Raw genomic sequence first — 20456 nt, forward strand, 5'->3', positions numbered from 1 at the left:
CAGCGGCCGCGATTACCAAGTTTTGGCAAAGCGCGGCCGCTGTTTAGCTATGTGTCAACAAATCGTCGGCCGCCCGGAGCGGGCCGGATCGGCTCGGATCGGGCCTAGAAGAGCACCCGCGCGAGCGCCGTGCGCGCCGTGGACACCCGCGGGTCGTCGGCGCCGATGACCTCGAACAGCTCCAGCAGCCGCAGCCGCACCGCGTCCCGGTCGTCACCGAACGTGACGCGCACGGTGTCCACCAGGCGCCCGAACGCGTCCTCCACGTGACCGCCGACCAGGTCGAGGTCGGCCGCCGCGATCTGGGCCGCCGGGTCCTTCGGGTTCTCGGCCGCCGCGGTACGCACCGCCTGCGGGTTCATGTGCTGGACGCGGGCGAGGAGCTCGGCCTGGGCCAGACCCAGCTTGGCCTCGGTGTTGGCCGGGTCGTCCACGAGCACGTTCTTGTACGCCTGCACCGCGCCGGCCAGGTCACCGGCGTCCAGCGCGACGACGGCCGCCTCCAGCAGGGCGTCGTACGGGCCGGCCGGGGCCTCGGCCTCGTCGGCGGCGGCCGGAGCGGCGCCTTCCGCGTTCGGGTCCACCTCGATGCCGATGATCCCGAAGCGCTGCTCGGCGACCTCCACCAGCTGGGCCAGGGTCTCGCGGATCTGCTGCTCGGGGGCCACGCCCTGGAAGAGCGGCAGCACCTGACCGGCGACGACGGCGAAGACAGCCGGGATGCCCTGGATCTGGAACTGCTGCATCAGCATCTGGTTGGCGTCGACGTCGACCTTGGCCAGCACGAGGCGGCCGTTCGCCTCGACGGTCAGACGCTCCAGCAGCGGGCTGAGCTGCTTGCACGGCTCGCACCACTCGGCCCAGAAGTCCAGGACGACCGGGACCTCGGCGGAGAGCTGGAGCACATCGCGTTCAAAACCGGCCTCGTCTACGTCGATGACGAGCGCGGACGGCGGCACCGCGCCGGCGGAGGGGCCCGCCCCGCCACCCTGGCCGGCCTGGCGTGCCGCTTCGGCGCGGGCCTGCTCGGCCTTGGCCTTGGCCTCGCCGGCCGCCTTCACCGCGGCGAGGTCGACGACGCCGCTCATGGACATGTTTCTGGGCTGCATGCGTACATCCTCCCCCGTGTGCGCGCGCCGACGAAAAAGATCGCGTGAATTGGCCGTGCCGGCGGTTCGTCGCGATCGTGGTGCTGGTTCGATACTGGTCGTGGTGCTGATCGGCGCCGGGTCCCCACCTGGCGCCTGTAGCCCTTCGCGTGGTTGTCGCTCTTACGCTACGAGCCGTAGCGTAACTCCCCCGGCGGCCGTCCGGGGTGTTTCGCGTCCCGTGATCTGAACCACAGCGGCCGCGTCGGCTACCGGCGGGTATGGTCTCGGCCATGCGCAACCCCAGCCCCGGCCGCACCGGTCGTCCCCGCAGCGTCGCCGCGGACACCGCCATCCTCGCCGCGACGCGGGACGCGCTGGTCGAGCTGGGCTGGTCGAAGCTGACGATGGGCGACGTGTCGGCCCGCGCGGGGGTCGCCAAGACCACCCTCTACCGCCGCTGGGCGGGCAAGAACGAGCTGGTCGTGGACGCGGTGGCGGAGCTCTTCGACGCGCTCGAACTCCCGGACCGGGGCTCCCTCGAAGCCGACATCGAGAACGTCGTCCTGCAGTTCGCGGCGCTGCTGCGGCGCCCGGAGGCCCGTACGGCCCTGATGGCGGTCGTCGCCGAGTCCACCCGCGACGAGGCCCTGCGCGACCGGATCCGGTCGGCGATCGTGGACCGGCAGAAACGTCTCGTCGTACTGGGCCGCGAACGGGCGCAGGCCCGCGGCGAACTCCCGTACGAGGAGGACGAGTCCCTCGCGGACCGCACCACGGACCTCATCTTCGACGTGATCGCGGGCACGGTGGTGCACCGCGCCCTGGTGAGCTCCGAACCGGTGGACGAACTCTGGGTGGCCACCTTCACGGCCCTCCTGATGCACGGCCTGCGCGGCCCCGCCGCGGCCTGAGCGGCGAAACGGCCGGCCGCGGCGCCCGTAAGGGGCACCGCGGCCGGCCGTTTTCACACCGTGCGGCAGGGGCGGGGATCAGAAGCCCGGCGGCTCCGTGTAGGTGCCCCACTCGTCGCGCAGGACGTTGCAGATCTCGCCCAGCGTGGCCTCGGCCCGCACCGCGTCCAGCATGGCCGGGATCATGTTCGACCCGTCCCGGGCGGCGTCGAGCATGGCCTTCAGGGAGGCGGTGACCCTGGCGTCGTCGCGCCGGGCCTTGCGCGCCGTCAGCTCCCGCACCTGGACGGTCTCCACCTCGTGGCTGACCCGGAGGATCTCCAGGTCCCCGGTGACCGACCCGTGGTGGACGTTGACGCCGACGACCCGCTTGTCGCCCTTCTCCAGCGACCGCTGGTACTGGAAGGCCGACTCGGCGATCTCCCCGGTGAACCAGCCGTCCTCAATGCCGCGCAGGATGCCCGAGGTGATCGGCCCGATCGGGTGCTTCCCGTCCGGGTGGGCGCGCAGGCCGCGCTCCTTGATCTGCTCGAAGATCTTCTCCGCGTCGGCCTCGATGCGGTCGGTGAGCTGCTCCACGAACCAGGAACCGCCCAGCGGGTCCGCCACGTTGGCGACGCCGGTCTCCTCCATCAGCACCTGCTGGGTGCGCAGGGCGATCTCGGCGGCCTGCTCGCTCGGCAGGGCGAGGGTCTCGTCGAGGGCGTTGGTGTGCAGGGAGTTGGTGCCGCCGAGGACGGCCGCGAGGGCTTCCACGGCGGTGCGCACGACGTTGTTGTACGGCTGCTGCGCGGTCAGGGAGACACCGGCGGTCTGGGTGTGGAAGCGCAGCCACATCGACTTCTCGCTCTTCGCGCCGTAGACCTCCTTCATCCAGCGCGCCCAGATGCGGCGGGCGGCGCGGAACTTGGCGATCTCCTCGAAGAAGTCGAGGTGCGCGTCGAAGAAGAAGGACAGGCCGGGCGCGAAGGCGTCCACGTCCATGCCGCGGGAGAGGCCGAGCTCCACGTACCCGAACCCGTCGGCGAGGGTGTAGGCGAGCTCCTGCGCGGCCGTGGCCCCGGCCTCGCGGATGTGGTAGCCCGAGACGGACAGCGGCTTGTAGGCCGGGATGCCCTTCGTGCAGTACTCCATGAGGTCGCCGATGAGGCGCAGGTGCGGCTCGGGTTCGAAGAGCCACTCCTTCTGGGCGATGTACTCCTTGAAGATGTCGGTCTGGAGCGTGCCGTTGAGCACGGCGGGGTCCACGCCCTGCCGCTCGGCGGCGACCAGGTACATGCAGAAGGCGGGCACGGCGGGGCCCGAGATCGTCATCGAGGTCGTGACGTCACCCAGCGGGATGTCCTTGAACAGGATCTCCATGTCGGAGGCGGAGTCGATGGCGACCCCGCAGTGCCCGACCTCGCCCAGCGAGCGGGGGTCGTCGGAGTCGCGCCCCATGAGGGTCGGCATGTCGAAGGCCACGGAGAGCCCGCCGCCGCCGGCGGCCAGGATCATCTTGTAGCGCTCGTTGGTCTGCTCGGCGTTGCCGAACCCGGCGAACTGCCGGATGGTCCAGGTCCGCCCCCGGTAGCCGGTGGCGTGCAGCCCCCGGGTGTACGGGTACTCCCCGGGCCAGCCGATGCGCTCGAACCCCTCGTACGCGTCCCCGGGCCGGGGCCCGTAGACGGGGTCGACGTCATCTCCGGAGAGCGTCGTGAAATCGGCCTCGCGCTTGCGGGCCTTGTCGTACCGGGCCTGCCAGCGGCGGCGGCCCTCCTCGATGGCGTCTGCGTCCATACCCATGAATTTACTAGGACGTCCTAGTAAATGTCGATGGGAAACCCCCGGGGACCCGCCCCGGGGGTGGGTGACGCTCGCCTCGTCTCAGGCCTCGGCGGTCGCCAGCGAGTCGCTGACCAGCGGTTCCACCTCGGCGCGGACCTTGCGCTCGACGAAGAACGCGGCCAGCGGAATCGTGCCCGACACGAGCACCCAGAGGAGCTTGCCGAAGGACCACTTGGCCTTGGAGCCCAGGTCGAAGGCGAAGACCAGATAGATCATGAAGAGGACGCCGTGGGCCTGCGAGACCGCGAAGGTCAGGCCGGCGCCGGTGTCGAAGCCGTACTTCGCCACCATGCAGGCACAGAGGATCAGGAGCATGACCGCGGTCACGTAGGCCATGACGCGGTAGCGGGTCAGCACGCTTCGTTTCATGCGGACGAGCCTAACCGTCCGTTTTGCTCGATCTTGACGCGGCCCCGGTGATCGCGGGGCGGGCCCGGGGGCCGCCCGGGGTCCGCCTCAGGACTCCTCGAAGTCCGCGGCGGCCACCCGCAGCGGACGCAGCAGCGCGAAGATCTCCGCGCACTCCTCGGCGTCGTAGGCGCCGAGGCCGAAGTCGATCGCCATCAGGTCCTTCGTGGCCGCCTCGACCACTTCGCGGCCCTTCTCCGTGATGGAGGCGAGGGTGCCGCGGCCGTCGTTCGGGTTGGGCCGCTTGTCCACCAGCCCGGACCGCACCAGCCGGTCCACGGTGTTCGTCACCGAGGTCGGGTGGACCATCAGACGCTCGCCGATCTTCGACATCGGCAGCTCCCCGGCCTTGGAGAAGGTGAGCAGCACCAGGGCCTCGTACCGCGCGAAGGTCAGGCCGTACGGCTTGACCACGGCGTCGACCTCGCCGAGCAGGATCTGGTGCGCGCGCATGATCGAGGTGATCGCGGCCATCGAGGGCACGGGCCCCCAGCGCTGCTGCCAGAGCTCGTCGGCGCGGGCGATGGGGTCGAAGGGAAGGCTGAGCGGCTTGGGCACGTCACCGACCCTACCGGGAGGTCACTTCGCGGCGGGGGCCGTCTCATCCTTCAGTCCCCCCTCCTGCCGGGCGGCGGCCCGGAGTTCGGCGAGGAGCAGCAGGACGACGGCCGTGCCGAGGATTGCGGAACCGGTGACGACCGCGTGGACGGGCAGGAACTCGGCGGCCAGACCTGCCAGGGCCATGCCCACGCCCTGGAGGGTCATCAGGCCGGTGCTGAGCAGGGTCATCGCCCGCCCGCGCATATCCTCGGGCACCGCGTCGACGTACCACTGGTCCAGTCCGAGGGTGTAGGCGTGGGCCAGGCCGGCGAGCAGCAGCGCGGCCAGCAGGAGGGGCACGCCCGGCCGGCCCGCGAACAGCAGGAGCGGCAGCAGACCGGCGGCGGCGAGCGGGGCCACGATCCGCGATCGCGTTCGGGCGGTGAGGGCGGAGCCCGCCCAGAGTTCGCCGGCGATGGTGCCGACGGGCATCGCGCACATCAGCAGCCCGAGGACCGCGGTGCCTTCGCCGATGCCGTCGACGTAGGGGGCGAGCAGCGCCTCCGGCACCACGAGGAAGACGGGCGGCAGCCAGAAGAGCAGGGTGAGCGCGCGCAGCCGGCGCAGGCCGAGGACGGCGCGCAGTCCGGCGAGGGGGGAGGTACGGGTGCTCGTACGGGCGGGCCGGCTGCGGGTGCCCAGCCGCAGCAGCAGCGCCGAACCGAGGAATCCGGCGGCGGTGAGGGCGATGGCCCCGCGCGGCGCGAGCACGGTGAGCAGCAGTCCGCCGAGGCCGAAGCCGACGAGCTGGGCGCTCTGGGCCACCATGCGCATCAGCGAGCGGCCCAGGACGAAGGTGTCGCCGGGGCCGAGGACGTCGGCGAGGGAGGCGTTGCGCGTGCCCTGGAAGAGCGGCGCCACGAAGGCCATCGCGCAGCGCAGGGCGAGGAGCACGGCGACCGGGGTGCCCGGCAGGATCATGGCCGCCGCGCAGGCCGCGCAGAGCAGGTCGCACGCGACGAGCACCCGCCGGGCGGGGTGGCGGTCGGCGATCCCGGCGAGCAGCGTGCCGCCGAGGGCGTACGGGAGGAAGCCGAGGGCGAAGGTGAGCGCGCTCATCAGGGGTGAGCCGGTGGCGCGGTAGACGAGCACGGTGAGGGAGATCTCGGCGACGACGACGCCGAGTACGGACATCAGGTGGGCGGCGAAGACCGGGCGGAACTCCCGAGTCCGGAAGACGGAGCGGTAGCCCGGTGACGGCGTGGACCGCGCGGGCGCCTGGGTGTCGGCTGGCATGGGATCCAGCGTCCGCACCGGGGCCGCCGCGCCCCAGAGATTCGTCCGTAGCCGAATATTGAGGCGACGTACACAGGGGAAAGGGGGACGGGATGGGTCTGCACCATCGTTTCGGGCACCGTGACCTGCTGCGGTGCCGGTTCGCGCTGTCGCCCGCGTGGGAGACCCAGGAGGCCGTGCGCACCCTGAACCGCCCGGACCGGCAGGGCTACCACCTGCCCTGGCTGCGGCGGATCCGGGCCGCCGCCGACGGGCTGGACCTGCGGCCGCTGTGGCTGCTGATGCCCCGCCGGGGGCACAGCACGGACTTCATCAGCCCGCCGCCGAGCGGCCCCGGCGTCACCTTCGAGGAGGAGCTCGCGCTGATCCGCGCGGCCGATCCAGCCGCGGCGCGCGAGGACATGCGCAAGGCCCTGGCCTGCACGCCGGGCGCGCTCGACAGCGAAGCGGGGCGGGCCCTGCTCGCCGATCCGGCGCGGTCGGTGCAGGAGCTGGCCGATCTGATCGAACGGGCCTGGAGCGTCCTGGTCGAGCCGCACTGGCCGCGCCTGCGGGCCCTGCTGGAGGCCGACGTCCTCTTCCACACGCGCCGCCTCGCGGCCGGCGGCCTGGAGTCGCTCTTCGACGGCCTGCACCCCGACCTCTCGTGGGACGCCGCCTCCCTCACCCTGACCATCGAGCGGCCGTCGCACCACGAACGCGTCCTCGGCGGCCAGGGCCTCGTTCTCATGCCGAGCGCCTTCGTCTGGCCGCAGATCGCGGGCGGCTTCGACCCGCCCTGGCAGCCGACCGTGGTCTACCCGGCCCGCGGGATCGGCGCCCTGTGGACCCCGGTACGGGAGGACACCCCGGCCGCGCTCGCCCGCCTGCTGGGGCGGGCCCGCGCCGACGTGCTGTGCGCGCTGGACGAACCGTCCTCCACCACGGCACTGGCCCACCGGCTCGGCCTGGCCCCCTCCACGGTCTCGGCGCATCTCGGCACCCTGCACGCGGCGGGCCTGCTCATCTCCGCCCGCCACGGCCACCAGGTGCGCTACGAGCGCACCCCGCTGGCCATCGCCCTCGCGAGCGGCGACCCCACGGTGTCGTAAGGGGACGGCAACTGACCGTTATGTCACGATATCCCGGTCCGCTGCCCGACCCTTCGTCCCGAGGAAGCCGGATGCCCTCCGCCGCCCCCAGCCGCCGCCTCCACTCCGTCCTCGGCCTCCTCGCGCTGCTCGCCGCCGCCCCGGCCTGCTCGGGCGGGCCGGCGCCCGCTCCGGGGCCGCCCGCGGCCGCCGCGCCGGGCGCGCCCGCCGCCGAGTCCCCGTACTGGGTGGACCCGCAGAGCGAGGCGGCCCGGCAGGTCGCCGCCTGGGAGGCGGCCGGCCGCACCAGCGACGCCGAGGTGCTGCGCAGGATCGCGGACCGGCCGAGGGCCCTGTGGGCGCCGGGCGGTGACCCCGGGCCCGAGATCCGCCGGGCCGGGGCGGGGGCGCGGGCGGCCGGGCGGACCCTGCTGCTCGCCGCGCACAACGTCCCGTACCGCGACTGCGGGCAGCCGCGGGCCGGCGGCGCCGCGAACGCCCAGGCGTACCGCAAGTGGATCGGCGCCTTCGCCGACGGCATCGGGACCGCCAAGGCCGTCGTCATCCTGGAGCCGGGTGCCCTCGCGCACACCCTCGACGGCTGCACCCGGGCCGAAGACCGCGAGGAGCGCTACCGGTTGCTCTCCGAGGCCGTGGACCGGCTCAAGCGGAACCGGAACACCAAGGTCTACCTGGACGCGGGCGGTCCGGCCTCGGTCAAGAACCCGACGGACCTCGTGACGCCCCTCACCAAGGCGGGCCTGAAGCACGCGGACGGCTTCGCCGTCAACGTCGCCGGCTTCCAGCCCGACGCGGCCGCGCGGGCGTACGGCGCCAGGATCTCCGAGCGGACCGGGAACAGACACTTCGTCATCGACACCGGCCGCAACGGCGACGGCCCGCTGCCGGGCGACCCCGCCCAGGCCTCGTGCAACCCGCCGGGGCGCGCCCTCGGAACCCCGCCGACCGACCGCACGGCCGACCCGCTCGTCGACGCGTACCTGTGGATCAAACCCCCGGGCGAGTCCGACGGCCCCTGCCACGGCGGCCCCAAAGCCGGCGCCTGGTGGCCGACGTACGCCCTGGGCCTGGCCCGCCGAGCCAAGGAGTAGCAATTCCAGCCCCGCCGCGCCAAATCCAGCCCCGCCGGCGTCTGAGGCGCGGGGTCCGGGGCGGAGCCCCAGGAAGCCGGGCGCAGCCCGGGCCCCACTACCGCTCGCACACGCAAAGGCGCCCCCGGCCGGGAGGCCAATGACATACGGCAGCCGGGCGCCTCAGCCCCCGGCCAGGTGCCGCTCCACCGTCTCCACCTTCGAGGTGATCCCGTCGCTCACCCCGGGCCGGATGTCGGCCTTGAGGATGAAGGACACCCGCGGCGCCCGCTCCTCGACCGCGGCCACGGCACGCCGGACCACATCCATGACTTCCGACCACTCGCCCTCGATCGTCGTGAACATCGCGTCCGTACGGTTCGGCAGACCGGACTCGCGGACCACCCGAACCGCGTCGGCGACGTACTCGCCGACCTCTTCCCCGACCCCCAGCGGCGTCACCGAGAACGCGACGATCACGCGCCGGCCACCTGTCGCGCGCGGGCCGCCATCACACTGTCGGCCTCTTCCCGCTTGAGCAGCTTGTCGCCGTACAGCCCGCCGAAGGGCACCAGCGAGAGGCCGAAGAACAGCAGGACCCTCTTCACCGGCCACTTCGCCTTGGTCCAGACGTCGATCAGGAGGACCAGGTAGGCGAGGAACAGGATCCCGTGGATGGCGCCGAGCGGCATCATCAGGTAGTCGATGTCCGAGATCCGGCTCAGCACGGAGCCGAAGATCAGCAGGGCCGGGAACGACAGCGCCTCCGGAACGGAGATGAGTCGCAGACGGTGCAGGGCGGAGGCGGTCTTGATGTCCACGTTCAACCTTCGGGGTGGAGGCCTGGGTCGGCTCCAGTGTCTCAGCCGCTTTGCGGGATCTTGACCCGGCCCCTCCCCTCCGCGGCGGACCCGGATCGCCCCGGCATCGCCCCGTTATCGACCAGGTGTGGCATATATCGGCCACGGGGCCCTGTTCGGGTTCGCCCGCTGCCGATAACGTCTTCCCGTGGCTCAGTTCCGACTCCAAGGCAGCAAGGTGCTGGCCGTCGACCTGACCGGGGATGCCGTGAAAGCGAAGAACGGCTCCATGGTCGCGTACGACGGGCAGATGGCCTTCAAGAAGATGACCGGCGGTGGCGAAGGCCTCCGCGGCATGGTGACCCGCCGGCTGACCGGCGAACAGATGACGGTGATGGAGGTACAGGGGCACGGCACCTGCTTCTTCGCCGACCGCGCCAGCGAGATCAATCTGGTCAATCTGCGCGGCGAGAAGCTCTACGTCGAGTCCAGCAACCTGCTGTGCACCGACGCCGGTCTGCGGACCGGCACCACCTTCACCGGGCTGCGCGGTGCGACGACGGGCAACGGTCTCTTCACCACGACCGTCGAGGGCTCCGGCCAGGCGGCCATCATGTCCGACGGTCCGGCGGTGGTGCTGCGCGTGAGCGCCCAGTACCCGCTCTCCGTCGACCCGGGGGCGTACATCGCGCACACCGGCAACCTCCAGCAGTCCTTCCAGTCCGGTGTGAACTTCCGCACGCTGATCGGCGAGGGTTCCGGCGAGGCGTTCCAGATCCGCTTCGAGGGCGAGGGCCTGGTGTACGTGCAGCCGAGCGAGCGCAACACCGTCGGGGGCGACATCTGATGCCGTTCCGCGAGATCAACTCGAAGATGGTCGAGGCGCAGGTCGTGCCGGGCCAGAAGATGTTCAGCCAGCGCGGCGCCATGCTCGCGTACCGCGGCGAGGTCTCCTTCACCCCGAGCCTGACGGGCGGTCAGGGCGGGGTCATGGGCATGATCGGGCGCCGGGTGGCGAACGAGCAGACCCCGCTGATGACGGTCGAGGGCAGCGGCACCGTGATGTTCGGCCACGGCGGCCACCACATCCAGGTGATCAACCTGACCGGCGAGACCCTGTACGTCGAGGCGGACCGGCTGCTGGCCTTCGACGGCACCCTGCAGCAGGGCACGATGTTCATGGGCTCCCAGGGCGGCGTCATGGGCATGGTCCGCGGTCAGGTGACCGGCCAGGGTCTGTTCACCACCACCCTCAAGGGCCACGGCTCGGTCGCCGTGATGGCCCACGGCGGGGTCATCGAACTCCCCATCACCCCTCAGCGCCCGATCCACGTGGACCCGCAGGCGTACGTCGCCCACCACGGCGACGTACGCAACAAGCTCTCCACCGCGCTGGGCTGGCGGGACATGGTGGGCCGCGGCTCGGGCGAGGCGTTCCAGCTGGAACTCTCCGGCCAGGGCGCGGTGTACGTACAGGCCTCCGAGGAGAAGCTGTGAACTTTGGCCCTGTGACCGGCGGACCCGGCGGCCCGACGGTCTTCGACCCGTACACGCTGCCCTCCGACGACAACGTGAACGCCTACACCTTCTGCGTGGAGCTCAAGGGGAGCCAGTGGTTCCTGCAGAAGGGCAAGATGATCTCGTACTACGGGCGCATCGAGTTCAACGGCATCGGCAACGGGCGCTTCGACCGACTGCTGCGGACCAGCTTCCACTCCCCGCTGCACGCGAGCGACTGGGTGGTCGCCGAGGGCTCGGGCAAGATGCTGCTGGCCGACCGGGCCTTCGACGTGAACTCGTACGACCTGGACAACGGCAACCTGACGATCCGGTCGGGCAACCTGCTCGCCTACCAGCCCTCGCTGGCGCTGAAGCAGTCGATCGTCCCGGGCTTCCTGACGCTGATCGGAACCGGGAAGTTCGTGGCGGCGTCCAACGGCCCGGTGGTGTTCATGGAGCCGCCGCTGCGCGTGGACCCGCAGGCGCTGGTGGGCTGGGCGGACTGCCCCTCGCCGTGCCACCACTACGACCACGGCTACATGTCGGGCGTGCTGGGCGGCCTGCGCTCGCTGACCGGCATCGGCGGTAGCTCGGGCGAGGAGCACCAGTTCGAGTTCGTCGGGGCCGGGACGGTGCTGCTGCAGTCGTCGGAGATGCTGATGGCGGAGCAGGCGGTCGGCGCGGTCGGCGCGGGCGCGGCGACGGGCAACGCGCAGGGCGTTCCGGGGGCCGGTCAGGGCCCGATGGGGCAGCTGGGCGTGCCGCGGATGCCGGGACAGCTGGGTGATCTCCAGCGCCGCCTCGGACTGTGATACCTCGGACACCGACCTTTGTACGTAATTCAACTTTTTAGGTAGAGTTCATTCATGGAGACCATGGAGACCGAGACGGCCACCCGCTGGCTGACCGACGCCGAGCAGTGCGCATGGCGCACCCACCTGGACGTCAGCAGACTGCTGATGCACCAGCTGGAAAAGGATCTCCAGCCCTTCGGACTCACCAACAACGACTACGAGATCCTCGTGAACCTCTCGGAGTCGCAGGACCACAGGATGCGGATGAGCGACCTCGCCACCGCCACCCTGCAGTCCAAGAGCCGACTGTCGCACCAGATCACGCGCATGGAGACGGCGGGCCTGGTGCGCCGGGTGAACTGTGAGTCCGACCGCCGCGGCCTGTACGCGGTGCTCACGGACGAGGGCATGGAGACGATGCGCAAGGTCGCCCCGCACCACGTGGCGTCCGTCCGCCAGCACTTCATCGACCTGCTGCCGCCGGAGGCCCTGGCGGCGCTGCGCGCCTCGCTGACCCCGGTCGCGGAGCACCTGCGCGGCACCCGCGGCAAGGCCTGACCCCCGGGCGCTCGACGCGCCCCGCACGGCGGTCGGCCGGACAATGGGCACTATCCGCCCGCTGCCGGCCGCCGCCGCGCAACCGCAAGCGCCCTGGCCGGCCTGAGGAGGTCCAGCCATGAAGCGCAACACGTACGTCTCCGCGGCCGCGTCCGTGGTCCTGATCGTGGGAGGCCCGGTGGCGGCCGCGACAGCGGCGTCCGCCGACACCGCGAGAACCGTGACCCCGGCCGCCGCCGTCCCCGCCGACGTGACGGCGGAAGCGGCGGCCGCGGCCGCCCTGAAGAAGTACCCGGGCGTGGTCGAGTCCCTCGACAAGGACGGGACCGTCTGGCACGTCGACGTGATCAGCAAGGACGGCAAGGGCCACGCCGAACTGGAGGTGGCGGCCGACGGCACGGTCACCGAGGAGAACCGCGACACCGACGAGGACGCCGCCGAGCACAAGGACCTGATCGCCGCCAAGGTCACCGCCGAACAGGCGATGAAGGCGGCCGTGGCCGCCCACCCCGGACAGGTCTGGTCCGTCAGCTGGGAGGACGACGAGGACGGCGGCGCCCACTACTGGGAGGTCGAGGTCAAGTCCTCCGACGGCAAGACCTGGAACGCCCACGTCGACCACGCCACGGGCAAGGTCACCCAGTCCGACTCGGACTCCGACTCGGACTCCGACTCGAACGACAACGACGACGACGACGGCAACAACTGACCGATCCAGCCCCGCCGGCGTTCGAGGCGCGGGGTCCGGGGCGTAGCCCCGGGGGGGGTCCCTCCGGACGGAGTCCGGGGGAGGCGCCGCACCCGGCCCCCCGCCTCAGGCTCGGTCCCCGGCCGGGCTCACGCCTCGGTCAGCGTGGCCAGCAGCGCGTCCGCGGCCGCGTACGGATCCAGCTCGCCCACGGCGACCCGCGCGGCCAGCGCGTCCAGGTGCGCGTCCCCCCGCAGGTCCGCCATCCGCGCCCGCAGGGCCGTCACGGCGATGGTCTCCACCTCCCGGGCGGCCCGCGCCGCGCGCCGCTCGGCCAGCACCCCCCGCTCGTCCATCCACGCGCGGTGCTTCTCCAGCGCCTCGACCAGCTCGTCGATGCCCTGCCCGCGCGCCGCCACCGTCTTGACGATGGGCGGCCGCCAGTCCTCCCGGCCCCGCGCCTCGCCCAGCCCCAGCATGTGGTTCAGCTCCCGGGCCGTCGCGTCCGCGCCGTCCCGGTCCGCCTTGTTCACCACGTACACGTCGCCGATCTCCAGGATCCCCGCCTTCGCGGCCTGGATCCCGTCGCCCATCCCCGGGGCCAGCAGCACCACCGAGGTGTCGGCCTGCGAGGCGATCTCCACCTCCGACTGCCCGACGCCGACCGTCTCGACCAGGATCACCTCGCAGCCGGCCGCGTCCAGCACCCGGATCGCCTGCGGGGCGGCCCACGCCAGCCCGCCCAGGTGACCCCGGGTGGCCATGGAGCGGATGTAGACGCCCGGGTCCGAGGCGTGGTCCGACATCCGCACGCGGTCGCCGAGCAGCGCACCGCCGGAGAAGGGCGAGGACGGGTCGACGGCGAGGACGCCGACCCGCTTCCCGGCCTTGCGGTAGGCGGACACCAGCGCCGAGGTCGAGGTCGACTTGCCGACGCCCGGCGATCCCGTCAGCCCGACCACGTACGCCCCGCCCGTGAGCGGGGCCAGCGCGGCCATCACCTCCCGCAGCTGCGGGGACGCCCCCTCGACCAGCGAGATCAGCCGGGCCACCGCTCTCGGCCGGCCCTCACGCGCCTGGGCCACCAGCTGGGGGACGTCCACCGCCGTCATACGTGCTGCGCTCCTCGGTTCTCGTACGGGGTACGGGTGCGGGTACGGTCGGGCCGCCGGGGCCCCGTGTTCGGGGCCCGGCGGCCCGGCGGTGCCTACTTGGCGACGCGGACGATCAGGGCGTCGCCCTGGCCGCCGCCGCCGCACAGCGCGGCCGCGCCGATCCCGCCGCCGCGGCGCTTCAGCTCCAGCGCCAGGTGCAGCACCACACGCGCGCCGGACATGCCGATCGGGTGGCCCAGGGCGATGGCGCCACCGTTGACGTTCACCTTTTCCGGGGTCACGCCGAGGTCCTTCATTGACTGCACGGCGACCGCGGCGAAGGCCTCGTTGATCTCGATGAGGTCCAGGTCCGAGACCTCCAGGCCCTCCTTCTTCAGGGCGTGCAGGATCGCGTTGGACGGCTGCGACTGGAGGGAGTTGTCCGGGCCCGCGACGTTGCCGTGGGCGCCGATCTCGGCGATCCACTCCAGGCCGAGCTCCTCGGCCTTCGCCTTGCTCATCACGACCACGGCGGCCGCGCCGTCGCTGATCTGGGAGGAGGTGCCGGCGGTGATCGTGCCGTCCTTGGCGAAGGCGGGGCGCAGCTTGCCGAGGGACTCGACGGTGGTCTCGGGGCGGATGCCCTCGTCCGCCGAGAAGATGACCGGGTCGCCCTTGCGCTGCGGGATCTCCACGGGGACGATCTCGGCCTCGAAGACACCGTTCTTCTGCGCGGCCGCGGCCCGCTGGTGCGAGGCGGCTGCGAACTCGTCCTGCGGGGCGCGCTCGATGCCGAGGCGGGTGTTGTGCTTCTCGGTCGACTCGCCCATCGCGATGTTCTCGAAGGCGTCGGTCAGGCCGTCGTAGGCCATCGCGTCCAGCATCTCGATGGCGCCGTACTTGAAGCCCTCGCGGGACTTGGGCAGCAGGTGCGGGGCGTTGGTCATGGACTCCTGACCGCCCGCGACCACGATGTCGAACTCACCGGCGCGGATCAGCTGGTCGGCGAGGGCGATCGCGTCGAGGCCCGAGAGACACACCTTGTTGATGGTGAGCGCGGGGACGTTCATCGGGATGCCGGCCTTGACCGCCGCCTGGCGGGCGGGGATCTGGCCCGCGCCGGCCTGCAGCACCTGGCCCATGATCACGTACTGGACCTGGTCGCCGGAGATCCCGGCCCGGTCCAGCGCGGACTTGATGGCGAAGCCGCCGAGGTCGGCACCCGAGAAGGACTTGAGCGAGCCGAGCAGCCGCCCCATGGGCGTGCGGGCCCCGGCGACGATCACAGAAGTGGTGTTGTTCGATCCGGACATGAGGCACAGCCCCTTGGATGAGGAGTGAACGAGGGTTTACGTGAATGTACTGGGCGGTACCGCAGCGGTCACCGGGCTGCCGGTGTGATCGCGCGCACGTTGCGTGACCGCCCCCTTCGGCGGTGCACTGTCCCCATGCTGACAAGAATCGACCACATCGGGATCGCCTGCTTCGACCTGGACAAGACTGTCGAGTTCTACCGTGCCACGTACGGCTTCGAGGTGTTCCACACCGAGGTCAACGAGGAGCAGGGCGTCCGCGAGGCCATGTTGAAGATCAACGAAACCTCCGACGGCGGCGCCTCCTACCTCCAGCTGCTGGAGCCCACCCGCGAGGACTCCGCGGTGGGCAAGTGGCTGGCCAAGAACGGCGAGGGCGTCCACCACATCGCCTTCGGCACCGAGGACGTCCAGGGCGACTCGGAGGCCATCCGCGGCAAGGGCGTCCGCGTCCTCTACGACCAGCCCCGCACCGGCTCCATGGGCTCCTCGATCACCTTCCTGCACCCCAAGGACTGCCACGGCGTCCTCACCGAACTGGTCACCTCCAACCCCGAGCACTGATGGACCACTGATGGCCCGATTCCCCGGCCGGTAGAGTGGCCATGGCTCGGCCGGGGTTCGGTGCGGAGACGGGGTCGGGGCCTGTGACCCCTGCCCCGGTATCTGACACCATTCCCCCGGGGGCGTCGTTCAGCGGGCGAGCGATGCTCATTTGGGAGTGAGCTTGCGACCAGGGGACGGATGGGACCGCGCTGTGCGGGGCTACGAAAGCCAGGAGAGCCATCAGGCCGGGGCCGACCATCTCTCGCGCTTCGAAGCCGAGATGGAGCGGCTGAAGAAGGAGCGCGGGAAGGCCGTCCAGCACGCTGAGGACCTGGGATACCAGGTCGAGGTGCTGCGCGCCAAGCTCCACGAGGTACGCCGATCTCTGGCGTCCCGCCCCGCCTACGACGGCGCGGACATGGGGTACCAGGCGGAGCAGCTGCTCCGCAATGCCCAGATCCAGGCCGACCAGATGCGCTCCGACGCCGAGCGCGAGCTGCGCGACGCCCGGGCGCAGACCCAGCGCATCCTCCAGGAGCACGCCGAGCACCAGTCGCGGCTCCAGGCGGAGCTGCACGCCGAGGCCGTCAACCGCCGCCAGCGGCTGGACCAGGAGCTCAACGAGCGCCGCCAGACCGTCGAGGCGCACGTCAACGAGAACGTGGCGTGGGCCGAGCAGCTGCGCGCCCGTACGGAGTCCCAGGCGCGCCGGCTCATGGAGGAGTCCCGCGCCGAGGCCGAGCAGGCCCTGAACGCCGCCCGCGCCGAGGCCGCCCGGGTCGCCGAGGAGACCCGGCGCCGGATGGCCGCCGACGCGGAGGCCGCCCGCGCGGAGGCCGAGGCCACGCTGCTGCGCGCCCGCAAGGAGGCCGAGCGGCTGCTGACCGCCGCCTCCGCGCAGGCCCAGGAGGCCACCGAGCACGCGGAGCGGCTGCGTTCCACCACTTCCGCCGAGGCCGAGCAGACCCGGCAGCAGACCATGGACCTCGGCCGGGTGGCCGAGTCCCGCGCGCAGGAGGCCGAGGCGGCGCTGCGCGAGGCCCGTGCCGAGGCCGAACGCGTCCTCGCCGAGGCCAAGGAGAGCGCGGCCCGCCAGCTCGCGTCGGCGGAGTCCGTCAACGAGCAGCGCACCCGCACCGCCAAGGAGCAGGTCGCCCGGCTGGTCGGCGAGGCCACCAAGGAGGCCGAGGCCCTCAAGTCGGAGGCCGAGCAGGCCCTGGCCGACGCCCGCGCGGACGCCGAGCGCCAGCGCACCGAGGCCGGCGAGCAGGCCCGTACGGCCGCGGCCGAGGACATGGCGGCGCAGCTGGCGAAGGCCGCCCGCACCGCCGAGGACGTACTGAACAAGGCCTCGGAGGACGCCCGGGCCACCACCCGGGCCGCGTCCGAGGAGGCCGAGCGGATCCGCCGCGAGGCCCAGGCCGAGGCGGACCGGCTGCGCCTGCAGGCAGCGGCCACGGCGGACGAGCTCAAGGGCGCCGCGAAGGACGACACCGAGGAGTACCGGGCCCGCACGGTCGAACTCCAGGAAGAGGCCCGGCGGCTGCGCGGCGAGGCCGAGCAGCTGCGCGCGGAGGCCGTCGCCGAGGGCGAGCGGATCCGCGGCGAGGCCCGCCGCGAGGCGGTCCAGCAGATCGAGGAGGCGGCCCGGACCGCCGAGGAGCTGCTCGGCAAGGCCAAGGCGGACGCGGACGAGCTGCGCGGCGGGGCGACCGCCGAGAGCGAGCGGGTCCGCGCCGAGGCCGTCGAGCGGGCCGGCACCCTGCGCAAGCAGGCCGAGGAGACCCTGGAGCGGACCCGCGCCGAGGCCGAGCGGCTGCGCGCCGAGGCCGAGGAGCGCGCCGAGGCCGTGCGCGCCGAGGCGGACGCCGCCGCCTTGGCGCGGCGCGAGGAGACCGAGCAGGCGGTGGCCGCCCGGCGGGCGGAGGCCGACGAGGAGCTCGTACGGCTGCACACCGACGCCGAGGGCCGGCTGGCGACGGCCGAGCAGACGCTGCGCGACGCCCGCGGGGCGGCGGAGAACATCCGCCGGGAGACCGCGGAGGAGACCGACCGGCTGCGCGCCGAGTCGGCCGAGCGCATCCGCACCCTGCAGTCGCAGGCGGAGGCGGAGGCCGACCAGCTGCGCACCGAGGCGGCGCAGGACGCCGGGCGGGTGCGCGCGGAGGCCGAGCAGGTCGCCGTACGCCTGCGCGGCGAGGCCGAGGCCGAGGCGGAGCGGGTGCGCTCGGAGGCGCAGGAGACCGCGGACCGGCTGCGCGCCGAGGCGAAGGCGGCGGCCGAGCGGGTCGCCGAGGAGGCCGCGGAAGCCCTCTCCGCCGCGCAGGAGGAGGCCGCCCGGCGCCGCCGGGAGTCCGAGGAGACCCTGGCGTCGGCGCGTACGGACGCGGAGCAGGAGCGGGCGCAGGCCCGCGAGCAGAGCGAGGAGCTGCTGGCCGCGGCCCGCCGCCGCTCGGAGGAGGCGCAGGCCGAGGCGGCCCGCCTGACCGAGGAGGCCGAGCGCCGCGCGTCGGAGCTGGTGTCGGCGGCGGAGGCCACCGCCCAGCAGGTGCGGGACGCCGTGGCCGGGCTGCACGAGCAGGCCGAGGAGGAAATCGCCGGGCTGCGCAGCGCCGCCGAGCACGCGGCGGAGCGTACGAGGACGGAGGCCGAGGAAGAGGCCGGCCGGGTCCGTTCCGACGCCTACGAGGAGCGGGAGCGGGCCACCGAGGACGCCAACCGGATCCGCAGCGAGGCGCGGGCCGAGACGGACGCGGCGAAGGCGCTGGCCGAGCGCACGGTCGGCGAGGCGATCGCCGAGGCGGAGCAGCTGCGCGGCGACACCGCCGAGTACGCGCAGCGGGTGCGTACGGAGGCCACGGACGCGCTGGCCGCGTCCGAGCGGGACGCGGCGCGCACCCGGGCCGATGCCCGTGACGACGCGAACCGCATCCGCGGTGAGGCGGCGGAGTCCCTGGAGGCCGCGCGCGCCGAGGGCGCCCGGATCACGGCCGAGGCGACGGCGGAGGCCGAGCGGCTCACCGAGGAGACCCTCGCGGCGAACGCGGCCACGGTCGCCGAGGCCGAGGCGGAGGCCTCGCGGATCACGACCGAGGCGGCGCAGGCGGCGGAGGCCGCCCGCGCCCTGGCCGCGGCGACCCTGGACGAGGCCCGCGCCGAGGGCAACCGGCTGCGGACCGAGGCCGCGGAGCAGGTCGACCGGCTCATCACCGAGGCGTCGGCGGAAGCGGACCGGCTCGTCGAGGAGACCCGGGCGGCCAACGAGGCCACCGTGGGCGAGGCGGCGGCGAAGGCCGAGCGGCTGGGCGCCGACGCGGCACGGTTCAAGGCGCAGGCGGCGGAGACCCTGGCGAGCGCCGAACGCGACGCCGCGAGGATCATCCTCGACTCGCGTGCCGAGGGCGACCGGCTCATCGAGGAGACCCGGGCGGCCAACGAGGCCACGGTCGGCGAGGCGGCGGCGGAGGCCGAGCGGCTGCGCACGGAGGCGGCCCGCGTCCTGGACGACGCCCGCGCGGACGGCGGCCGGATCATCGGCGAGGCCACCGCGGAGGCGGACCGCGTCACGGTCGCGGCCAACGAGACGCTCGCGGGCGCCGAGCGGGAGTCCGAGCGGATGCTGGACGAGGCGCGCGCCGAGGCGAACCGGTTGCGCACCGAGGCGGCCGAGCAGGCGGACCGGCTCATCGCCGAGGCGGCGTCCGAGGCGGAGAAGCTCACCGAGCGGACCCGCAAGGACAACGAGCGCACGGTCGGCGAGGCGGCCGGCGAGGCCGAGCGGCTGCGTGCGGACGCCTCGGAGGCGCTGTCCGCGGCGCAGGAGCACGCGACGCGTACCCGCTCGGAGGCCGAGCGGGTCAAGGCGGAGGCGGCGAGCGCGGCGGAGCGCATCCGTGCGGAGGCCCGTGCGGAGTCGGAGCGGCTGCTGGACGAGGCCCGCGAGGAGGCCAACAAGCGGCGCAGCGAGGCGGCGGAGCAGGTCGACCGGCTCATCACGGAGGCTTCCGCGGAGGCCGACAAGCTCACGGGCGACGCGCAGAAGCAGGCCCTCGCCGCCACCACGGCGGCCGAGGAGCAGGCCGACGCGATGGTCGACGCGGCCCGCAAGGAGGCGGCGCGGATCACCTCGGAGGCGACCGTCGAGGGCAACTCCCTGGTGGAGAAGGCCCGGACGGACGCGGACGAGCTGCTGGTCGGCGCGCGCACGGACGCGGCCGCCATAAGGGAGCGGGCGGAGGAGCTGCGCGGCCGCGTCGAGAGCGAGGTCGAGGAGCTGCACGAGCGGGCCCGCCGGGAGTCGGCCGAGCAGATGAAGTCGGCCGGCGAGCGCGTGGACAAGCTGGTGCGGGCGGCGACCGAGCAGAGCGTCGAGGCCGAGGCGAAGGCCAAGGCCCTGGTGTCGGACGCGAGCAGCGAGGCGAGCAAGGTGCGCATCGCGGCGGTGCGCAAGGCGGAGGCGTTGCTCAAGGAGGCCGAGCAGAAGAAGGCGGAGCTGGCCCGGGAGGCGGAGAAGGCCCTCGCGGAGGCCAGGGCGGAGGCCGAACGCCTCGTCGACGAGGGTCGCCGTGAGCTGGAGGTCCTGGTGCGCCGGCGCGAGGACATTCAGGCGGAGATCTCCCGTGTCCAGGACGTTCTTGAGGCGTTGGAATCATTCGAGGCGCCTTCGGGCGGCGGGAAGCCGACGGTCGGCGGCCAGGGCGCGGGGGGCGTGAAGGCCGGAGTGACCGCAGGGTCCACTCGTTCGGGTGGCAAGACGTCAGAGGGCTAGCCAAACCCAACGGGAATGTGTCCACCTGATGGAGGTTCAGGCGAACGAGTGACAAGCATTCTGTCGCCTTGCCACTCAAAAGGGGTGTCATTGTCCAGATCAAACGCGGATTGACTCGATGACACGCCGCTCGGGCGCCTAGGATTCCCCTTAACACCTCA

Annotated in this window: 19 protein-coding genes; 10 read left to right on the forward strand and 9 right to left on the reverse strand. The window is 72.7% G+C overall.

Annotated features, from left to right (window positions below; translation table 11 throughout):
- Positions 1–104 precede the first annotated feature (104 nt).
- Positions 105–1109, reverse strand: coding sequence for a tetratricopeptide repeat protein (locus tag ACZ6JT_RS15325; protein WP_469210068.1), 1005 nt, complete (start codon positions 1107–1109; stop codon positions 105–107).
- Between the two features lie 272 nt (positions 1110–1381).
- Between ACZ6JT_RS15325 and ACZ6JT_RS15330 the strand changes: the two genes are divergently transcribed.
- Positions 1382–2002, forward strand: a complete 621-nt coding sequence (locus ACZ6JT_RS15330; RefSeq protein ID WP_469210070.1) for a TetR/AcrR family transcriptional regulator — start codon at positions 1382–1384, stop codon at positions 2000–2002.
- Between the two features lie 78 nt (positions 2003–2080).
- On the opposite strand, the gene ACZ6JT_RS15335 is transcribed toward ACZ6JT_RS15330, so the two are convergent.
- The 4 genes from ACZ6JT_RS15335 to ACZ6JT_RS15350 form a co-directional block, all read right to left on the reverse strand.
- Positions 2081–3781 (reverse strand): acyl-CoA mutase large subunit family protein, encoded by a 1701-nt coding sequence (locus ACZ6JT_RS15335; RefSeq protein ID WP_469210073.1) that lies wholly within the window; start codon positions 3779–3781, stop codon positions 2081–2083.
- Positions 3782–3868: 87 nt separating this feature from the next.
- Positions 3869–4198: a DUF3817 domain-containing protein gene (locus tag ACZ6JT_RS15340; RefSeq protein WP_376612770.1), complete on the reverse strand. Its 330-nt coding sequence runs from the start codon at positions 4196–4198 to the stop codon at positions 3869–3871.
- Positions 4199–4285: 87 nt separating this feature from the next.
- Positions 4286–4795, reverse strand: a complete 510-nt coding sequence (locus ACZ6JT_RS15345; RefSeq protein ID WP_388824463.1) for a MarR family winged helix-turn-helix transcriptional regulator — start codon at positions 4793–4795, stop codon at positions 4286–4288.
- 21 nt (positions 4796–4816) lie between these two features.
- Positions 4817–6073, reverse strand: a complete 1257-nt coding sequence (locus ACZ6JT_RS15350) for an MFS transporter (RefSeq protein ID WP_469210075.1) — start codon at positions 6071–6073, stop codon at positions 4817–4819.
- A 92-nt stretch (positions 6074–6165) separates the two neighbouring features.
- On the opposite strand from ACZ6JT_RS15350, the gene ACZ6JT_RS15355 reads away from it, so the two are divergent.
- Positions 6166–7164, forward strand: coding sequence for an ArsR/SmtB family transcription factor (locus ACZ6JT_RS15355; RefSeq protein ID WP_469210077.1), 999 nt, complete (start codon positions 6166–6168; stop codon positions 7162–7164).
- Positions 7165–7235: 71 nt separating this feature from the next.
- A complete protein-coding gene (locus ACZ6JT_RS15360) occupies positions 7236–8255 on the forward strand; it encodes a glycoside hydrolase family 6 protein (RefSeq protein ID WP_469210079.1) in 1020 nt (339 codons plus the stop codon).
- Between the two features lie 162 nt (positions 8256–8417).
- Here ACZ6JT_RS15360 and ACZ6JT_RS15365 read toward each other — a convergent pair whose 3' ends face one another.
- Positions 8418–8714, reverse strand: coding sequence for an MTH1187 family thiamine-binding protein (locus ACZ6JT_RS15365; protein ID WP_469210081.1), 297 nt, complete (start codon positions 8712–8714; stop codon positions 8418–8420).
- The gene (locus ACZ6JT_RS15370) at positions 8711–9055 is read right to left on the reverse strand and encodes a DUF3817 domain-containing protein (protein ID WP_469210083.1); all 345 of its coding nucleotides are present in this window, start codon (positions 9053–9055) and stop codon (positions 8711–8713) included. Before ACZ6JT_RS15370 ends, ACZ6JT_RS15365 begins: the two co-directional genes overlap by 4 nt.
- A 187-nt stretch (positions 9056–9242) precedes the next feature.
- Here ACZ6JT_RS15370 and ACZ6JT_RS15375 point away from each other — a divergent pair, with 187 nt between their 5' ends.
- The 5 genes from ACZ6JT_RS15375 to ACZ6JT_RS15395 all read left to right on the forward strand — a co-directional run bounded on the left by ACZ6JT_RS15375 (position 9243) and on the right by ACZ6JT_RS15395 (position 12595).
- Positions 9243–9881 carry an AIM24 family protein gene (locus tag ACZ6JT_RS15375; RefSeq protein WP_030009698.1) on the forward strand — a complete coding sequence of 213 codons (639 nt, stop codon included), beginning with the start codon at positions 9243–9245 and terminating at the stop codon, positions 9879–9881.
- The gene (locus tag ACZ6JT_RS15380; RefSeq protein WP_030708193.1) at positions 9881–10531 is read left to right on the forward strand and encodes an AIM24 family protein; all 651 of its coding nucleotides are present in this window, start codon (positions 9881–9883) and stop codon (positions 10529–10531) included. The genes ACZ6JT_RS15375 and ACZ6JT_RS15380 overlap by 1 nt, the downstream gene beginning before the upstream one ends.
- An 11-nt stretch (positions 10532–10542) precedes the next feature.
- The gene (locus ACZ6JT_RS15385; RefSeq protein WP_365481062.1) at positions 10543–11346 is read left to right on the forward strand and encodes an AIM24 family protein; all 804 of its coding nucleotides are present in this window, start codon (positions 10543–10545) and stop codon (positions 11344–11346) included.
- Positions 11347–11409: 63 nt separating this feature from the next.
- Positions 11410–11886, forward strand: a complete 477-nt coding sequence (locus ACZ6JT_RS15390; protein ID WP_383563874.1) for a MarR family winged helix-turn-helix transcriptional regulator — start codon at positions 11410–11412, stop codon at positions 11884–11886.
- A gap of 118 nt (positions 11887–12004) precedes the next feature.
- Positions 12005–12595 (forward strand): PepSY domain-containing protein, encoded by a 591-nt coding sequence (locus tag ACZ6JT_RS15395; RefSeq protein ID WP_469210085.1) that lies wholly within the window; start codon positions 12005–12007, stop codon positions 12593–12595.
- A gap of 128 nt (positions 12596–12723) precedes the next feature.
- Here the strand turns inward: ACZ6JT_RS15395 and meaB are convergent, their stop codons facing one another.
- Positions 12724–13686 carry a methylmalonyl Co-A mutase-associated GTPase MeaB gene (gene meaB, locus ACZ6JT_RS15400; protein ID WP_030708186.1) on the reverse strand — a complete coding sequence of 321 codons (963 nt, stop codon included), beginning with the start codon at positions 13684–13686 and terminating at the stop codon, positions 12724–12726.
- 95 nt (positions 13687–13781) lie between these two features.
- Positions 13782–14981, reverse strand: a complete 1200-nt coding sequence (locus tag ACZ6JT_RS15405) for an acetyl-CoA C-acetyltransferase (protein WP_469210088.1) — start codon at positions 14979–14981, stop codon at positions 13782–13784.
- Between the two features lie 135 nt (positions 14982–15116).
- Here ACZ6JT_RS15405 and mce point away from each other — a divergent pair, with 135 nt between their 5' ends.
- Together mce and scy are read left to right on the forward strand one after the other, a co-directional pair.
- A complete protein-coding gene (mce, locus tag ACZ6JT_RS15410; RefSeq protein ID WP_215020519.1) occupies positions 15117–15545 on the forward strand; it encodes a methylmalonyl-CoA epimerase in 429 nt (142 codons plus the stop codon).
- A 193-nt stretch (positions 15546–15738) separates the two neighbouring features.
- Positions 15739–20295 (forward strand): polarized growth protein Scy, encoded by a 4557-nt coding sequence (gene scy, locus ACZ6JT_RS15415; protein ID WP_469210090.1) that lies wholly within the window; start codon positions 15739–15741, stop codon positions 20293–20295.
- Positions 20296–20456 lie beyond the last annotated feature (161 nt).

The organism is Streptomyces sp. NPDC046308, from assembly GCF_055588065.1.